Origin of the sequence: Aliihoeflea sp. 40Bstr573, assembly GCF_024105655.1 — a bacterium.
Lineage (GTDB): Bacteria > Pseudomonadota > Alphaproteobacteria > Rhizobiales > Rhizobiaceae > Aliihoeflea.
Genome location: NZ_JAAAMH010000002.1, coordinates 92266 through 108275 on the forward strand (window position 1 = coordinate 92266; position 16010 = coordinate 108275).

20 protein-coding genes are annotated in these 16010 nt (G+C 64.3%); 6 read left to right on the forward strand and 14 right to left on the reverse strand.

Annotated elements, in window-relative coordinates; genetic code table 11:
• Positions 1-80: 80 nt before the first annotated feature.
• A complete protein-coding gene (locus tag GTK01_RS03630) occupies positions 81-515 on the forward strand; it encodes a hypothetical protein (RefSeq protein WP_252924489.1) in 435 nt (144 codons plus the stop codon).
• 69 nt (positions 516-584) lie between these two features.
• Here GTK01_RS03630 and GTK01_RS03635 read toward each other — a convergent pair whose 3' ends face one another.
• Positions 585-1193, reverse strand: a complete 609-nt coding sequence (locus GTK01_RS03635; RefSeq protein ID WP_252924490.1) for a YqgE/AlgH family protein — start codon at positions 1191-1193, stop codon at positions 585-587.
• Positions 1194-1329: 136 nt separating this feature from the next.
• Here GTK01_RS03635 and GTK01_RS03640 point away from each other — a divergent pair, with 136 nt between their 5' ends.
• Positions 1330-2118, forward strand: coding sequence for a protein-disulfide reductase DsbD domain-containing protein (locus tag GTK01_RS03640; RefSeq protein WP_252924491.1), 789 nt, complete (start codon positions 1330-1332; stop codon positions 2116-2118).
• Between the two features lie 63 nt (positions 2119-2181).
• Entirely contained in the window at positions 2182-2667 is a 486-nt protein-coding gene (locus GTK01_RS03645; protein WP_252924492.1) for a peroxiredoxin, read from the forward strand.
• Here GTK01_RS03645 and rnhA read toward each other — a convergent pair.
• The 10 genes from rnhA to coxB form a co-directional block, all read right to left on the reverse strand.
• Positions 2664-3191 (reverse strand): ribonuclease HI, encoded by a 528-nt coding sequence (gene rnhA, locus GTK01_RS03650; protein WP_252924493.1) that lies wholly within the window; start codon positions 3189-3191, stop codon positions 2664-2666. The two genes, GTK01_RS03645 and rnhA, sit on opposite strands and share 4 nt — an antisense overlap.
• The gene (locus GTK01_RS03655) at positions 3188-4150 is read right to left on the reverse strand and encodes a homoserine kinase (RefSeq protein WP_252924494.1); all 963 of its coding nucleotides are present in this window, start codon (positions 4148-4150) and stop codon (positions 3188-3190) included. The genes rnhA and GTK01_RS03655 overlap by 4 nt, the downstream gene beginning before the upstream one ends.
• 73 nt (positions 4151-4223) lie before the next feature.
• Complete coding sequence (gene ispH, locus GTK01_RS03660; RefSeq protein ID WP_252924495.1) at positions 4224-5228, reverse strand: 4-hydroxy-3-methylbut-2-enyl diphosphate reductase; 1005 nt, start codon at positions 5226-5228, stop codon at positions 4224-4226.
• A 49-nt stretch (positions 5229-5277) separates the two neighbouring features.
• Positions 5278-6027, reverse strand: coding sequence for an SURF1 family protein (locus tag GTK01_RS03665; RefSeq protein ID WP_252924496.1), 750 nt, complete (start codon positions 6025-6027; stop codon positions 5278-5280).
• A gap of 159 nt (positions 6028-6186) precedes the next feature.
• Positions 6187-7065: a cytochrome c oxidase subunit 3 gene (locus GTK01_RS03670; RefSeq protein WP_252924497.1), complete on the reverse strand. Its 879-nt coding sequence runs from the start codon at positions 7063-7065 to the stop codon at positions 6187-6189.
• A gap of 1 nt (position 7066) precedes the next feature.
• Positions 7067-7693, reverse strand: a complete 627-nt coding sequence (locus GTK01_RS03675) for a cytochrome c oxidase assembly protein (RefSeq protein ID WP_252924498.1) — start codon at positions 7691-7693, stop codon at positions 7067-7069.
• Between the two features lie 10 nt (positions 7694-7703).
• Entirely contained in the window at positions 7704-7862 is a 159-nt protein-coding gene (locus tag GTK01_RS03680) for a hypothetical protein (protein WP_252924810.1), read from the reverse strand.
• Positions 7863-7864: 2 nt separating this feature from the next.
• Positions 7865-8803, reverse strand: a complete 939-nt coding sequence (locus GTK01_RS03685; protein ID WP_252924499.1) for a heme o synthase — start codon at positions 8801-8803, stop codon at positions 7865-7867.
• A 77-nt stretch (positions 8804-8880) separates the two neighbouring features.
• On the reverse strand, positions 8881-10530 hold the full coding sequence (ctaD, locus tag GTK01_RS03690; RefSeq protein ID WP_252924500.1) for a cytochrome c oxidase subunit I: 1650 nt from the start codon (positions 10528-10530) through the stop codon (positions 8881-8883).
• Between the two features lie 37 nt (positions 10531-10567).
• A complete protein-coding gene (gene coxB / locus GTK01_RS03695; protein WP_252924501.1) occupies positions 10568-11446 on the reverse strand; it encodes a cytochrome c oxidase subunit II in 879 nt (292 codons plus the stop codon).
• Positions 11447-11764: 318 nt separating this feature from the next.
• Between coxB and GTK01_RS03700 the strand changes: the two genes are divergently transcribed.
• Complete coding sequence (locus tag GTK01_RS03700; protein ID WP_252924502.1) at positions 11765-12286, forward strand: invasion associated locus B family protein; 522 nt, start codon at positions 11765-11767, stop codon at positions 12284-12286.
• Between the two features lie 55 nt (positions 12287-12341).
• On the opposite strand, the gene GTK01_RS03705 is transcribed toward GTK01_RS03700, so the two are convergent.
• A complete protein-coding gene (locus GTK01_RS03705; protein WP_252924503.1) occupies positions 12342-13184 on the reverse strand; it encodes an SDR family oxidoreductase in 843 nt (280 codons plus the stop codon).
• Positions 13185-13286: 102 nt separating this feature from the next.
• On the opposite strand from GTK01_RS03705, the gene GTK01_RS03710 reads away from it, so the two are divergent.
• Positions 13287-13655 carry a helix-turn-helix domain-containing protein gene (locus GTK01_RS03710; protein WP_252924504.1) on the forward strand — a complete coding sequence of 123 codons (369 nt, stop codon included), beginning with the start codon at positions 13287-13289 and terminating at the stop codon, positions 13653-13655.
• A 64-nt stretch (positions 13656-13719) separates the two neighbouring features.
• A complete protein-coding gene (gene tldD / locus GTK01_RS03715; protein WP_252924505.1) occupies positions 13720-15135 on the forward strand; it encodes a metalloprotease TldD in 1416 nt (471 codons plus the stop codon).
• Between the two features lies 1 nt (position 15136).
• Here the strand turns inward: tldD and GTK01_RS03720 are convergent, their stop codons facing one another.
• Together GTK01_RS03720 and GTK01_RS03725 are read right to left on the reverse strand one after the other, a co-directional pair.
• Positions 15137-15646 carry an RES family NAD+ phosphorylase gene (locus tag GTK01_RS03720; protein ID WP_252924506.1) on the reverse strand — a complete coding sequence of 170 codons (510 nt, stop codon included), beginning with the start codon at positions 15644-15646 and terminating at the stop codon, positions 15137-15139.
• The gene (locus GTK01_RS03725) at positions 15639-16004 is read right to left on the reverse strand and encodes an antitoxin Xre/MbcA/ParS toxin-binding domain-containing protein (RefSeq protein ID WP_252924507.1); all 366 of its coding nucleotides are present in this window, start codon (positions 16002-16004) and stop codon (positions 15639-15641) included. Before GTK01_RS03725 ends, GTK01_RS03720 begins: the two co-directional genes overlap by 8 nt.
• Positions 16005-16010 lie beyond the last annotated feature (6 nt).

Here is a 16010-nt window from a genome sequence, read left to right on the forward strand (position 1 = left end):
TTCCCGATGTATCGGAGTCATGTTGCACCTTGGGACCGATGGTCCGGGGGACCAACTATCGCCTGAGATAGGAGGTCAAGATGAAACATCAGGCAATTGAGCAATTGCGGTCGGTCGCGGAAGTCGATCAGGACTATCCGAAGAACATGTCGCGTAGCCAGCGTCTTGAACGTTGGGCAGAATTGCTCGAAGCGAACCCTCACAGGTTGCTCTCCACCCTGCACGAAACCGAGTATCAGACAGCCGCTGTGCGCCAGACCATGCGTGGCGATGACACGCCGATCTCGATCGCGTTCGAGGACCCGGTTCTTCGGGCCGCCGGCATGACGGACGACAGCTATGGCGAGGCCAAGCGGTTCTTCGAACTGACCGACAATCAGTTGCACGAAATCATCTGCTACTGCCATTACGGTTCGACGGTGAGCGCAGCGACGACCGCGCGAGCGGTGCGGGCCGAACTTAGCGGAAAGCGGCAGGGCTTCTATGGCCGGATCGGGGAGTTTCTTGCCGGTTGAGGTCGCTGGGAGCCAATTAGGAGCGGCCCTGGCAGGGCCGCTCGCCGGGAGAATGCCAGAAGCGAACCGTCAGGCGTGGCCGGCCTGGACGCTGAGGCGGGCGAGGTCGATGCCGATCGAGGCGAGCACCCGGTCATACTGGCTGCCAAGATCGCCGTCGAACAGAAGACCCGGGCTTGCCGGACAGGTCAGCCAGCCGTTCTGGGCGATTTCCTGCTCGAGCTGGCCCGCGCCCCACCCCGAATAGCCGAGCGCCATCAACGCATGCTGAGGTCCCCTGCCAATCGAGATCGCACGCAGGATGTCGATGGTCGCGGTGAGGCAGACGTCGCCCGCGACGGGCAGCGAGGATTCAACCATGTAGTCGTCGGAATGGAGGACGAAGCCGCGCGAGCGATCGACCGGTCCGCCGTTGCGGATGATGATCGAGCGCGCCGGCTCTGGCAGGCGGATCGCCTCCTCCTCCTTCAGGACGTCGAGCTGCACCAGGAGATCGGGAAAAAGGAGCTGCTGCGGCTGGTTGATGATCAGCCCCATCGCACCTTCTTCCGAATGCGCGCACAGATAGACGACCGATCGCTCGAAGCGCTCGTCCTGCATGCCCGGCATCGCGATCAGGAACTGGTTCTCCAGAAATCCCTGACCGGCGGTGCCTTTCCTGTGACCAAGAATATCCATGGCGAAAGCGTACCCCGTTTCGGAATGGCGCGAAAGTCAACCCGATGTCATTTGTTGAACCTGCATCACCGCGAAATGATCCTTCCGCACGATCTGGAGATTGCCAAGACGGCTGCGACAGTCCACAACCCGATGCATGAAAGCTCGTCTTGCGGTCTTTGCCGGTCTCCTCCTGCTCTCGCCCGTCGCGGCTGAAGCCGGCGCCAGCGACTGGCATGAAATGACCGGCGGCAAGCTGCGCCTCCTGACCGAGAGGGCAGCGGATGCCGAAGGGACCTTGCGCGGCGCGCTCGAAATCCGCCTCGACGACGGCTGGAAAACCTATTGGCGGGAGCCAGGAGAAACCGGCGTCGCGCCGCAGATTTCGCTGCAAAGCGCGGGGTCCGCCGAGGGCGTCGAGCTGCTGTTTCCGGCACCGCAACGCTTCGACGACGGCACCTCGCAATGGGCGGGTTATGCGGGCAACGTCACGCTGCCGATCGTCGTGACCGGCCTTGCAGACGAAAGCGCCGCGCTCGGCGTCGACATCTTCCTCGGCGTCTGCGAGACGATCTGCGTGCCGGTCCAGGCAACGCTGACGATCACACCCGGCGAGGATATCGGACCGATCGACGAGGCGGGCATCGCCGGAGCCTTCGCCCGCCTCCCGGCCGCCCCGCAGGACGGGTTCGAAGTCATCAAGGCCTCGCATGAAGGGGACATGGTGACCATCGACGTCGCGCTGCCGGAAGGGGTGGACGCTGCCGACCTGTTCCTCGCCGGCCATGACGGATTGATGCTCGCCGCGCCGGAATTCGCACCCGGCGAGATGGGCGGCACGTTCACCGCGCGCATCGTGTCGCCGGCAAAGGCCGGTGCGGTCCTTGCGGACTATACGCTGGTCGCGGACGACGCGGCGGTGGCCGGAACGCTTGCCGTGCGCTGACGCATTGCCAAGGCGGGCGCTGCCCGCTATCGCGGAACTCCCAGTAAATTTCGGAGCATAAACATGACCATTTCGGTTGGCGACAAACTGCCTGAGGCGACCTTCAAGACCATCGGCGCGGACGGCCCCGCCTCGATCACCACCGCCGAACTGACGGCCGGCAAGAAGGTGGTGCTCTTCGGCGTTCCTGGCGCCTTTACGCCGACCTGCTCGAACAACCACCTGCCGGGCTATCTGGAGAATTTCGACGCGTTGAAGGACAAGGGCGTGGACACGATCGCCGTCGTCGCCGTCAACGACATCCACGTCATGACCGCCTGGGCGCGTTTCACAGGCGGAGAAGGCAAGCTCGTATTTCTGGCCGACGGCAGCGGCGAATTCACCAAGGCCTGCGGGCTCGAGGTCGACCTTTCGGCCGCCGGCATGGGCCTGCGCTCGACGCGTTTCTCGATGGTCGTCGAGGATGGCACGGTGACAGCGCTCCACAGCGGCGATGCGCCCGGCAAGGCGGTCGAATCCGGCGCGGCGAAGATTCTCGAAACGCTTTAGTCTTTCCGCGTCGCGTTGCCCATCAGGCGCGGCTTGCGGGCCGGAGCAAGGGGCGTCTCGGCAGGAGCCGCAGGCGCCTTTTTCTTCGGCTTGAAGGGAGCCATCGCGAGGCGGGCGAGTTCGTCGGCGCGCTCGTTTTCCGGGTGGCCGGCGTGGCCCTTGACCCAGTGCAGCGTGACGTCGTGCTTCTGGCGCGCGGCGTCGAGCGTCTGCCACAGCTCGGCGTTCTTCACCGGCTTCTTGTCGGCCGTTCGCCAGCCATTTTTCTTCCAGCCGTGAATCCACTTGGTCAGGCCGTCACGCACATAGTTGGAATCGGTGTAAAGATCGGCCTTGACCGGCTCCTTCAACGCCTCAAGGGCGGAGATGGCGGCAAGGAGTTCCATGCGGTTGTTGGTCGTCTCAGCCTCGCCGCCGGACAGTTCCTTCTCGATGCCGCCGAAGCGCAGGATCGCGCCCCAGCCGCCGGGGCCGGGATTGCCCGAGCAGGCGCCGTCGGTGAAGATCTCGACATGTTTGGTCATTCGGGCAGTCCGTATTCAGCGGCGGAAACCACCTGCCGGTGGAAGCGCATCTTGCGTAGATATTCGAGCGGGTCCTTCTTGACGACGAGACTGCCGGCGGGCGTGTTCACCCAGTCGTAGAGCCGCGTCAGCATGAAGCGCAGCGCCGCGCCGTGAGCGAGCGTCGGCAGGGCGGCGGCCTCGGCCTCGGACAACGCGCGGACCGACGTGTAACCCTTGAGGAGTGCGGTGCCCTTGGTCAGGTTGAAGGCATGGTCGCGCTCGAAGCACCAGGCGTTGAGGCAGATCGCGACATCGTAGGCCAGGAAATCGGTGCAGGCGAAGTAGAAATCGATCAGGCCCGGCTCCGCGCCAAGGAAAAGAACGTTGTCGGGGAAGAGATCGGCGTGGATGGTGCCGACGGGCAAGTCGCGCGGCCAGTTCGCCTCGACACGCGCAAGGTCGGCGTCGGTTTCGGCGGCAAGTCCCGGTTCCACGTCGTCGGCGCTGCCCTGCGCCTTGTCCCAGATCGCCCGCCAGCCATCGACGGACAGCGCGTTCGGGCGCGTCAGCTTGAAGTCGGCCCCGGCGATGTGCATCCGGGCGAGTGCTTCGCCGACCGCGCGGCAATGCTCGGCGGTCGGGCGGCGGAGCCACATGCCTTCGAGGAAGGAGACGATGGCGGCGGGACGGCCTGCGAGTTCGCCGATCAGCGCGCCGCTCTTCGGCGCGATCGGGACCGGGCAACGCACGCCGCGCGCGGCCAAATGCTGCTTCAGGCCGAGAAAGAAGGGCAGATCGTCGCGGTTGACGCGCTTTTCGTAGAGCGTCAGGAAATAGGCGCCGGCCGTCGTGTGGAGCAGATAGTTCGAATTCTCGACGCCCTCGGCAATGCCCTTGTACGAGGTCAAGGTGCCAATGTCGTAGGCCGTCAGGAAGTCGGCGAGCTCGGTCTCGTTGATGTCGGTGTAGACGGCCATGGATGTCCGCAGCGCTTGAGGTCGACTGGTTTCGAAGCGGGCATCGGCATCCTGCTCAACCCGGCTCGGATGCTTAGACGCTTCCGTTGACGAACGCCATGTCGGCAGTCGTCAATTCCACATCGCGCAGCGCGCTCATGACGGGGAAGTTTTCGGTCTCCTCCGCCGTGATGACGATGTCGAGCGTCACGTCGTAGCGGGCGCGGAACGCCTCGATGATTTCGTCGACGATGATCTCGGGCGCCGAGGCGCCGGCCGACATGCCGAGCACGGAAATGTCGCCGAGTTCGCCCCACGGAATCTCCGCCTCGCGCTGGACGAGGAGCGCGCGCGCGGCCCCTGCCCGCTCGGCGACCTCGACCAGGCGGCGCGAGTTCGACGAGTTCGGCGCGCCGACGACGAGGAAGAAATCGGCGCCGGGCGCAGCTTCCTTGACCGCTTCCTGGCGGTTGGTGGTCGCATAGCAGATCGATTCGGCGGCTGGCGCCTGGATGCGCGGAAAACGCTCCTGCAGGGCACGGACGACACCGGCGGTGTCTTCGACGGAAAGCGTCGTCTGGGTGACGAAGCCGAGTTCCAGATCCGGCGCGAATGCGAGAAGGCCGACATCCGCCTCGGTCTCGACGAGGGTCACGTCGCCCGCCGGCAGCTGCCCCATCGTGCCGATCACCTCAGGATGGCCCGCATGGCCGATCAGCACGACATGGCGGCCGAGGCGCGAGTGGCGCATCGCCTGCTTGTGGACCTTGGAGACGAGCGGGCAGGTCGCGTCGAGATAGAAGAGATTGCGGGCCTGCGCATCGGCCGGCACCGATTTCGGCACGCCATGGGCGGAAAAGACGACCGGCTTGTCGGCATGTTCGGCCGGGATCTCCTCGAGTTCCTCGATGAACACCGCGCCGCGCGCCTTCAGCCCCTCGACCACGTATTTGTTGTGAACGATCTCGTGGCGGACATAGACCGGGGGACCGTATTTCTTCAGCGCCAGAACCACGATCTGGATGGCGCGATCGACACCGGCGCAAAAGCCGCGCGGCTCGCACAATCTCAACGTCAGGGGGCGCTTTTCGACGGTCATGAATTCTCTCTCGGCTGAGGCCCGGACATGCGGTCTCGACCGGCCGGTGTCAAGGTTTGCGCCTCAAACGCCAGAACCAGGCGGCCAGAACGCCAGCGAGTGCGAGCGCAAGGCCGTACCAGGTGATGGCGTACTGCAGATGGTTGTTCGGCATGTCGATCATGGTGACCCCGCCGATCGGCAAGCCACCCGGATTGGCCGTCTCGTCGGCATCGAGGAAGAAGGGCAGCACCTCGGCCCCTTCGGGCAGGCCCGCGGTTGCCGCCATCAGGTCGATGTCCTTCCAGAAGAAGATGTTCCTGTCGGGCTCGTTCTCCGGCACGATGAAGGAGGGCTTTTCGTCCAGACGATTGCGGGCGAGACCCTCGATGGCGACGCGGTCCTCGATCTGCCCCTCCATGCGCCTTTCGGCATCCTTGCGGTCGAACGGGACGAAGCCGCGATTGACGAACAGGAACCGCCCGTCGTCGAGCCGCAGCGGGGTGTAGACGTAGTAGCCCGAGTTGCCCTGGTGGGTGGCGAAGAAATGGCGCTCGGCGCCGTGGACAAAGGTGCCTTCGGCACGCGCCGGCCAATAGTCGACGTCGCCCGTCCCGACATCCAGCGCCTCGATCTCGGCGAGCGGACGCGGCGCGCTTTCGACGCGCGCGGCGATGGTGGCAAGCAGGTCTTCCTTCCAGTGGAGCCGCTGCACCTGCCACGTGCCGAGAAACAGCAGGACCACCAGCGCGACGACGCTGCCTGTTACGAGACCGACCGCCCAGAGGCGGCTCATATGCGGAGCTTGGAGGTCGGTCATTTCATTTACCGAGGCCATCTCGGTTCACTGCGCGCAGGTTCATGGGCGCCTTCTTACCGGATGCACCGATACGATGCCAACGCCATGGCGACGCAGGTGCCATGAAAGCAAAACGGCCGCGCCAACGCGCGGCCGTCCATCGCAGTGCTTGCGACGCGATCAGTGGTGGTAGATCGGCGCGCCGGCGGAGGCCCAGACGTAGATGGCCACGAAGAGGAACAGCCAGACGACGTCGACGAAGTGCCAGTACCAGGCGGCAGCCTCGAAGCCGAAGTGCCTTTCCTTGGTGAAGCCGCCGTTCATCGCGCGGATGAGGCAGACGATGAGGAAGATCGTGCCGATCAGAACGTGGAAGCCGTGGAAGCCCGTCGCCATGTAGAACGTGGCGCCGTAGATCGAACCCGAGAAGTCGAACGGGGCGATCGTGTATTCGTAGGCCTGGACGCAGGAGAACAGGACGCCAAGCACGACCGTAAGCGCGAGACCGGTAACGAGACCCTTGCGATCATCGTGCAGCAGCGCGTGGTGTGCCCATGTGACCGTCGTGCCCGACAGGAGCAGGATTATCGTGTTGTAGAGCGGGAGGTGGAAAGGATCGAGGACCTCGATGCCGGCCGGCGGCCACTGGCCACCCGTGTACTGGGTGCGGGCCACCTGCGCGGCCTCGTCGTAGAACAGGCTGGCGTCGAAGAAGGCCCAGAACCAGGCGACGAAGAACATCACCTCGGACGCGATGAACATGATCATGCCGTAGCGCAGGTGGAGCGACACGACGCGCGTGTGATGACCCTCGCGGCCCTCCTTGATCGTGTCCGACCACCACGCATACATGACGTAGAGAATGATCGCGAGGCCGATGTAAAAGAGCCAGGGGCCGGCCAGGTTGATGCCCAGCAGGTTGAACTGGCCGCCGTTCAGATACTGCATGTATCCGACTCCGCCCAGCATCATGATGAAGGCGCCTACGGAGGCGATGAACGGCCAGGGGCTCGGGTCGATAATGTGGTAGTCGTGGTTCTTTGCGTGTGCGTCTGCCATTTCAACCCCCGAATTCGGAATCGGCCGCTGCGTTTGTCTTGTCCCCCTCACCCGGCTTCGCGGCCACCGAGGCAGGCTCGGCGACGGGGAAGAAAGTGTAGGACAGCGTAATCGTCCTGACGTCCTTGAGTTCGGGAACATTCACGATCTCAGGATCGACATAGAAGACAACCGGCATATCCATGGATTCGCCCGGTTGCAATTCGGTATCGGTGAAACAGAAGCATTCCACCTTCATGAAATAGGCGCCGGCCAGATGCGGCGAGACGTTGAAGCTCGCGCGGCCCATGGCAGGGCGCTTCGACGTGTTGGTCGCGCGGTAGGCGACCTGCGTCGTCTCGCCGATCTTCAGCGTCGTCGAGCGCTGCACCGGCTCGAACTGCCAGGTCAGCGCGCCCGACACGTTGGCGTCGAAGCGGACGGTGATGTCCTGATCGAGAACGGTCTGCGAATACTGCTCGGCGCGCTGCGTCGTGCCGCCATAGCCGGTGACCTGACAGAACAATTCGTAGAGCGGCACGGCTGCGTAGGCGACGCCGATCATCGAGGAAAAGAAGACAGTGCAGGCGATCGCGACGTTGCGGTTGCGCTTCTGCTTGTCCTCGTCGAGCGTATAGTTCCCAGCCATCGTTTGCCTCCTACATCGGCCGCACGAGGATCTGCGGACCGAGCTTCGTCAGCGTCGCCACGTAGAAGATCACGACCATGGCGACCAGCGCGAGCGCGATCGCGACGTTGCGACGCTTGCGCGCCTTCTTCTGCGCCTCTGTCAGTTCGACGGTCTCGATCGGGTCCATGATCAAAGCCCCAGGAGACGCGCGATCGCCACATCGCCAAGCAGAACGGCGAAGATGGCAAACAGATAGACGAGCGAATAGCCGAAGAGCGCCTTGGCCGGGCGCATCGTGCGGTCGGCGGCGGGCATCTTCAGCACCTTCCACGCATACCAGACGAAGGCTGCGCCGAGCGCTATGGAGACTGACCCGTAAACGGCGGACGTCATGCCGATCAGCCAGGGCGCGACGCCGATGGCGGCGACGAGCAAGGAATAGGCGAAGATCTGGCGCTTGGTCGATTCCTCGCCTGCGACGTTCGGCATCATCGGCACGCCGACGCTGGCATAGTCCTGCGCCTTGAAGAGTGCCAGAGCCCAGAAATGCGGCGGCGTCCAAAGGAAGATGATGAGGAAGAGGACGATGCTCTCGAGCGATACCGAGCCCGTTACGGCGGCCCAGCCGATCATGGGCGGGAAGGCGCCGGCAGCGCCCCCAATGACGATGTTCTGCGGCGTCGAACGCTTGAGCCACATCGTGTAGACGACTGCGTAGAAGAAGATGGTAAAGGCCAGGAACGCACCGGCAAAGGCGTTGACCAGAAGCCCGAGCGTCATCACGGAAAGGACCGACAGGACGACGCCGAAAGCGAGCGCCTGTTCGGGCGTGACGCGGCCGGCCGGGATCGGGCGTTTGGCGGTGCGCGACATGACGGCGTCAATGTCGGCGTCATACCACATGTTGAGCGCGCCCGACGCGCCGGCACCCACGGCGATCGCCAGGACCGCGATGATGGCGATGAACGGGTCAATGGCACCTGGGGCGGTGGCCAGACCGACGAAGGCCGTGAAGACGACCAGCGACATGACGCGCGGCTTCAAGAGCGCGATGAAGTCGCCGGGCATGGCTTCGGATATCCGCAATTCCGGCGTATCCGTCAGGCTGTGCTTTTCGACCAGGGCCATCTGCTACTCGTCACTGTTCTATTGGGAGAAACCGCCGGATGGCCGGCGGTTTCGTTGTTCGGTGCGGTATTCCGAGGTCACTTGACCTTCGGAAGCTGCTCCCACTGGTGGAACGGCGGCGGCGAGGAAAGCTGCCATTCGAGCGTCGTCGCGCCCTCGCCCCAGGGATTGGCACCGGCCTCGCGCTTCTTCGAGAAGGCTTCGAAGACGCCGTAGAGGAAGACCAGGACGCCGATCGCGGCAAGATAGGAGCCGTAGGAGGAAACCAGGTTCCAGCCCGCGTATGCATCCGGATAGTCGATGTAGCGGCGCGGCATGCCAGCCAGACCCAGGAAGTGCTGCGGGAAGAAGATCAGGTTCACACCGACGAAGGTGATCCAGAAATGGACCCGCGCGATCATCGAATTGTACATGTAGCCGCTCATCTTCGGGAACCAGTAGTACCAGGCCGCAAAGATGGCGAAGACGGCGCCCATCGACAGGACGTAGTGGAAGTGCGCCACGACGTAATAGGTGTCGTGATAGGAGCGGTCGAGACCGGCATTGGCGAGTTGGACGCCCGTGACGCCGCCGACGGTGAACAGGAAGATGAAGGCGATCGCCCACAGCATCGGCGTGCGCATGGAGATCGAGCCGCCCCACATCGTCGCGATCCACGAAAAGATCTTGATGCCGGTCGGCACCGCGATGACCATGGTGGCGAACACGAAATAGCGCTGCGTGTTGAGCGACAGGCCGGTCGTGTACATGTGGTGCGCCCAAACGACGAAGCCGACGGCGCCGATCGCGACCATGGCGTAGGCCATGCCCAGATAGCCGAAGACGGGCTTGCGCGAGAAGGTTGCGATGATGTGGCTGATGATGCCGAAGCCCGGCAGGATCAGGATGTAGACTTCCGGGTGACCGAAGAACCAGAACAGGTGCTGGTAGAGGATCGGATCGCCGCCGCCTTCGGGCGCGAAGAAGGCCGTGCCGAAATTGCGGTCGGTCAACAGCATGGTGATGCCGCCGGCCAGAACCGGGAGCGACAGCAAGAGCAGGAAGGCGGTGATGAGCACCGACCAGGCGAAGAGCGGCATCTTGTGCAGCGTCATGCCCGGGGCGCGCATGTTGAAGATGGTGGTAATGAAGTTGATCGCGCCGAGGATCGACGAGGCGCCCGCAATGTGGAGCGACAGGATCGCGAGATCCATCGCCGGTCCGGGCGAGCCCATGGTCGAAAGCGGCGGATACATCGTCCAGCCGGTGCCGACGCCGAAGCCGCCGGCCGCGCCGGGGACGAACATCGAGATCAGCAGGAGCATGAAGGCGGGCGGCAACAGCCAGAACGAAATGTTGTTCAGGCGCGGAAACGCCATGTCCGGCGCGCCGATCATGATCGGGATCATCCAGTTGGCGAAGCCGCCGATCAGCGCCGGCATGACCATGAAGAAGATCATGATCAGGCCGTGGCCGGTCGTGAACACGTTGTACATGTGCTTGCCGGCATCGAGCGCGGCATCCTCGGGGATGCCGTAGACCATCGAGGCGAGGCCGTGGAAGATCTGGATGCCCGGCTCGGCCAGTTCCCAGCGCATCATGACGGACAGGAAGCCGCCGACGACGCCCGCGAAGATCGCGAAGATCAGGTAAAGGGTGCCGATGTCCTTGTGGTTCGTCGAATAGACCCAGCGCGTCCAGCCATAAGGCTTGTGATCGTGGTCGTCGTGAGCAGCAGCGCCTGCCATTTTCCCGCTCCGTTCCTTGTTCTTGTTAGGCGTCGGCTCAGTTGCCGGCGTCAGCTACGTCCTGGGTGCCTTCGATCGCGGCCAAGAGCGCGCGGTTCGCCTCGCCGACATTGTCGGCGGCGGCGGTGCGCCAGGCGTCGAAATCGCCCTGGCTCACGACGCGAATGGCGATCGGCATGAAGGCGTGATCCTTGCCGCACAGTTCCGAACACTGGCCATAATAGAGACCTTCGCGCGTGGCGCGGAACCACGTTTCGTTGATGCGGCCCGGCACAGCGTCGACCTTGACGCCGAAAGCGGGCATCGCGAAGGCGTGGAGCACGTCGGCAGCGGTCACGAGAAGGCGCACGGTCGTGTCGACCGGCACGACGACCTCGTTGTCGACCGCCAGAAGACGCGGATATGCGGCCATGTCTTCCTTGCCGGCAGCGGCGCGATCGCCTTCCTGCAGCATGATCGAGGAGAAGGTGACAGCCTGCTCGTCTTCGGTGTCTGCCTGGTACTCATATTCCCAGTACCACTGGAAGCCGGTCGCCTTGACCGTCATCGTCGGGTCCTCGTCGGGATCGTACTGAGCGGTCAGAAGCTGGAAGGACGGCACGGCGAGGAACAGCAGGATCACCACCGGCGCCACGGTCCACACCACCTCGATCAGCGTGTTGTGGCTGGTGCGCGAGGGAACCGGGTTCACGCTGGCGCGGTACTTGATGATGACCCAGGCCAGCAGCACGGACACGAACAGCGTGATCGGCACGATGAACCAGAGCGTGTACTGCTCGAACCAGCGGATCTGCTCCATGATCGGCGTCGCGGCTTCCTGGAAGCCAAGCTGCCAGGGGCGCGGCTGGTCGGCCAACGCGGCCGTCGCCGCCAGTGCGGCGCCTGCCGTGCTGAGGCCCAAAAGGAACTTCTTCATCACCCTCTCGTCTCCCGGATCGTCCGTCGCGCAGCGCCAATGCGGCAGCCGCCACGCGGATTGCATGGCTTTCGTCGCGCGTTCAAATCATACTCCGGGTTCGACCGCAAGAAAGCCATCAATGGATGTGTGCGGCATTTTTGCGCGCGCAGCGGCAGATCGGCGCAAAGCGCCCTCAATTCGCTCGATTTGTGGAAAAACCCTGCCGGACAGCGCCGCAACGGCCCTCGGCCGACCCCGGCAAACAAGGTGTGGAAGACAATGCGCCTCTTGCGATACACCTTGGCTCCACCTCCATCCGCGATTCGCAGGATAAAGATGACGATCTCCAAAAGCCTCCGCCCGGTCCTTGCCACGCTCGCGCTCGGCGCGGCCCTCTTCAGCGGCAGCGCGGTCGCCCAGCAGGCGCCGCAGGGCGCCGTGCGCTCCACACATGGCGCCTGGTCGCTGATCTGCGACACGCCGGCGGGCTCGACTTCGGAGCAGTGCGCGCTGATTCAAAACGTCGTTGCCGAGGACCGGCCGGAAGTCGGTCTGTCGGTCGTCGTCCTGAAGACCGCCGACAACCAGGCTGAAATCCTGCGCGTGCTCGCACCGCTCGGCGTACTGCTGCCCAACGGACTAGGGCTCAATGTCGACGGCGAGGACATCGGGCGGGCGTATTTCGTGCGCTGCTTCCAGGACGGCTGCTATGCCGAGGTGATCCTCGAGGACCCACTGAAGGAGACGCTGCGCAACGGCGATGCGGCGACGTTCATCGTCTTCCAGACACCCGAGGAAGGCATCGGCATTCCTGTCGAACTGGAAGGCTTCGGCGAAGGCTTCGACGCGCTGCCGTAGCGCCTCATAGATCGAGGGAACGGCGAAGCGATCCGCCGTCCCTCCCAGATATGCCTCAGGCGAGCGCCGCCTTCACGGTCTGCGCGAACGGCGTCGTCGGGCGCCCGGTCAGCTTCGAGAGCGAATTGCTGTCATCGAAGAGCGCGCCCTGTCCGGCGGCCGCGTCCCAGCCAGCGATCGAAGCCGCAAGGCCTGCCGGCAGACCGAAGCCTTCAAGCGCTTTTGCATAGTCGGCTTCCGGAAGGTCGTTATAGGCGATCTGCTTGCCGGACTGCTTCGAGACCTCCGCCGCCAATTCGGCAAGCGAGAACGAATCGTCTCCTGCAAGCTCGTACGTCTTGCCGTCATGGCCGGTGGTGGTCAGCACGGCCACGGCAGCGTCCGCATAGTCGGCGCGCGCGGCCGATGAAATGCGTCCCTCGCCTGCCGAGCCGATGAGCGCACCTGCCTCGACCGCGCCTTTCAGCGAACCGGCATAATTCTCCGTGTACCAGCCGTTGCGCAGGATCGTGTGCGCAATGCCGGAGGCCTTCAGTTGCTTCTCCGTCTCGGCATGCTCGGCAGCAAGGCTGAGCGGCGACGAGTCGGCGCGCAGAAGGCTGGTATAGACGATCCGCTTCACGCCATTCTTCTTCGCCGCCTCGATGACGTTACTATGCTGGGCCGCGCGCTTGCCCACTTCGCTCGACGAAATCAAAAGCAGGGTGTCGACGCCTTGCAGCGCGGACTCCAGTGAAGCTGCGTCGTCGTAGTCCGCGCGGCGTGTCTCGACACCAAGATCGGCGGCCTTTTCGGGCGAGCGAACCAAAGCGACGACCTCATCGCTCGTCTGCGCCTTCAGCTTGTCGATCACGATGCGTCCGAGCTGCCCGGTCGCGCCTGTCACTGCCATTTTCATTCTAGTCTCCATCGTTGGTCGACCTCATTTAGGCCGATTGCTTATTTTTCGTAAGTACATACATTTGTGTAAGTATGGATTTTCAAGGAGACGAAGCGTTCAATGAACCTGACCGCCAAAATGGAGCGTGGCGATCTGATGGCCGCAGCGTGCCCTTCCCGCGAAGTTCTGAAACATGTGACCAGTCGGTGGGGCGTGCTCGTGCTCATCGCCCTGCGCGACGAGACACTGCGTTTCAGCCAGTTGCGGCGGCGGGTCGGGGGTGTCAGCGAGCGGATGCTGGCGCAAACGCTGCAATGGCTCGAAGGCGACGGCCTGGTGAAGCGCGTGGCCCATGAGGTCGTGCCCCCGCATGTCGACTACAGCCTGACCCCGCTCGGGCAGCAAGCGGCCGAACGCGTTGCCGCGCTGGCCGACTGGATCGAAACGAGCCTGCCGAAAATTGCCGCTCATCGCAAAGTCGGTTCGTGAGGTCGCGCCGGACGCGAGGCCTGCCTATATAGGCCTGAACGAATCCATCCATGGAGAGCCCCGCTTGACCAAGCGTCTCATCGAGCAGTTCGACATATCTGAAGAGGCCGTGCGCCGGATCGTCTCCGAAACGGTGGGGGGGACGGACGATGGCGAACTCTTCCTCGAATATCGCGAGGGCGAGGCACTCGTCTTCGACAATGGCCGCCTGAAGACTGCGAGTTTCAACACGGACAAGGGCTTTGGCCTGCGCGCGGTTGCCGGCGAAGCGGTCGGCTATGCGCATGCCAATGAACTTTCGCAAGCCGCGCTGCTGCGCGCCGCCGATGCGGTCGGCGCGGTCAAGGCCGGCTATTCAGGCACGCTTGCCGCCGCGCCGCAGGGCACGAACGCGAAGCTTTACGGCGACGCCAACCCGATTGCCGAGCCGGGTTTTGCGGAAAAGGCGAAGCTCCTGCAGGAAATCGACGCCTGGCTGCGCGGGCGCGACCCGCGCGTGCGGCAGGTGACGGCCTCGCTTGCCGCCTCCTGGCAGCATGTCGAGATCGTGCGCGCGGACGGGCGGATCGCGTCCGACGTGCGCCCCCTCGTCCGCTTCAACGTCGCGGTCGTCGTCGGCGATGGAGACCGGCAGGAGACCGGCTCCTACGGTGCGGGCGGGCGAAAGGGCTTCGGCGAATTCCTCGCCGATGAAAGCTGGCAGTTCGCCGCCGGCGAAGCGCTGCGCCAGGCGCTGGTCAATCTCGATGCCGAGGATGCGCCGGCCGGCACGTTCGACATCGTGCTCGCCAATGGCTGGCCGGGCGTGATGCTGCACGAGGCGGTTGGCCACGGGCTCGAAGGCGACTTCAACCGCAAGAAGACCTCCGCTTTCGCCGGGCTCATGGGTCAACAGGTTGCCGCCAAGGGCGTGACCGTCGTGGACGATGGCACGATCTCGGAGCGTCGCGGCTCGCTGACCATCGACGACGAGGGCACGGCGACAAACCGCACGGTTTTGATCGAGGACGGCAAGCTCGTCGGCTACATGCAGGACCGCCAGAATGCGCGGCTGATGGGCATGGCGGCGACCGGCAACGGGCGCCGCGAAAGTTACGCCCACCAGCCCATGCCGCGCATGACGAACACCTACATGACCGGGGGCGCGCATACGCCCGAGGAGATCATCGCCTCGGTAAAGGACGGCATCTATGCCGTTTCCTTCGGCGGCGGGCAGGTCGACATCACGTCGGGCAAGTTCGTGTTCGGCTGCACCGAGGCCTACCGGATCGAGAACGGCAAGGTGACCCGGCCGATCAAGGGCGCGATGCTGATCGGCAACGGGCCGGATGCTATGCACCGCGTCTCGATGATCGGCAACGACATGAAGCTCGACACCGGCATCGGCATGTGTGGCAAGGCCGGACAGGGCGTGCCGGTGGGCGTCGGCCAGCCGCATCTGCGAATGGACAAGATGACGGTGGGCGGGACGAAGGCTTAGGTCAGATCCAGGAGGCCTGCGATTTCGGTAGCCGGCCCTCCGGATCGACGATCTCAAGTCGCGGACCTTCCGGCCCGTTCCATCGCCAAAGCGCCACGCAGGTTCCGCCTTTCGACATGAAAGAGGGATAGACGAGGCCGTCGATGCCATGCGCCATCAGTCTTTCGCGCAGCGCGTGCGTGGGCGGCTCGTCGCCCGCGTCGATGATCTGCCGCCATTCGCAATCGTGGATCGACATGTCGAGGCCGTGCTCGGCCAGCACCTTCGGATCGGTCAGATCGGCAAGCGTCGCCCCCGTCAGTTCGAGGCGAACAATGAGGGCCGGATGCTGGACGAAGCCCTGATTGTACTCGGCCCATGCGGTCGACAATTCACGCGCGGCATAGATGGCCGGTGCGCCGACCGGGTTCCAGCGGCCGCCGAACCGCGCTGCCCCCTCACCCGACAGAGGTGCGAAGGCCCAACGCGGCACGAAGGCGCGCCACAGCGCGACCGGCGCCTCGTCAGGCATAGATCCCGGCGCGCACCGATTCGAGATAGGCAAGCACCTTGTCGCCCTTGCCCTCTCCGACCAGATCGTAGGCGGTCTTGCCGGCCCAGCCGGGGATGGGCTGGTGCTTGAACCAGATCGCGGCGCGGGCGTCGCTGCCGGTCATTTCGGCGGCCATTGCGAGGATGCGCACGAGCGGGCTCAGCGCCGCGTCCACCTTGCGCCCGCCCTTGACCGAAGCCAGCGTGTTGCGTGCAATGCCGACGAGGCCGGCGAGTTCGCTCATCGTGACGCCGAGACGCTCGGCCACCCGGCGCGGCGACAGGAACGGCGTCGCGTCATCGCCATAATGAGACGCGAAAGCATCAAGCGTTGCCATGATCTG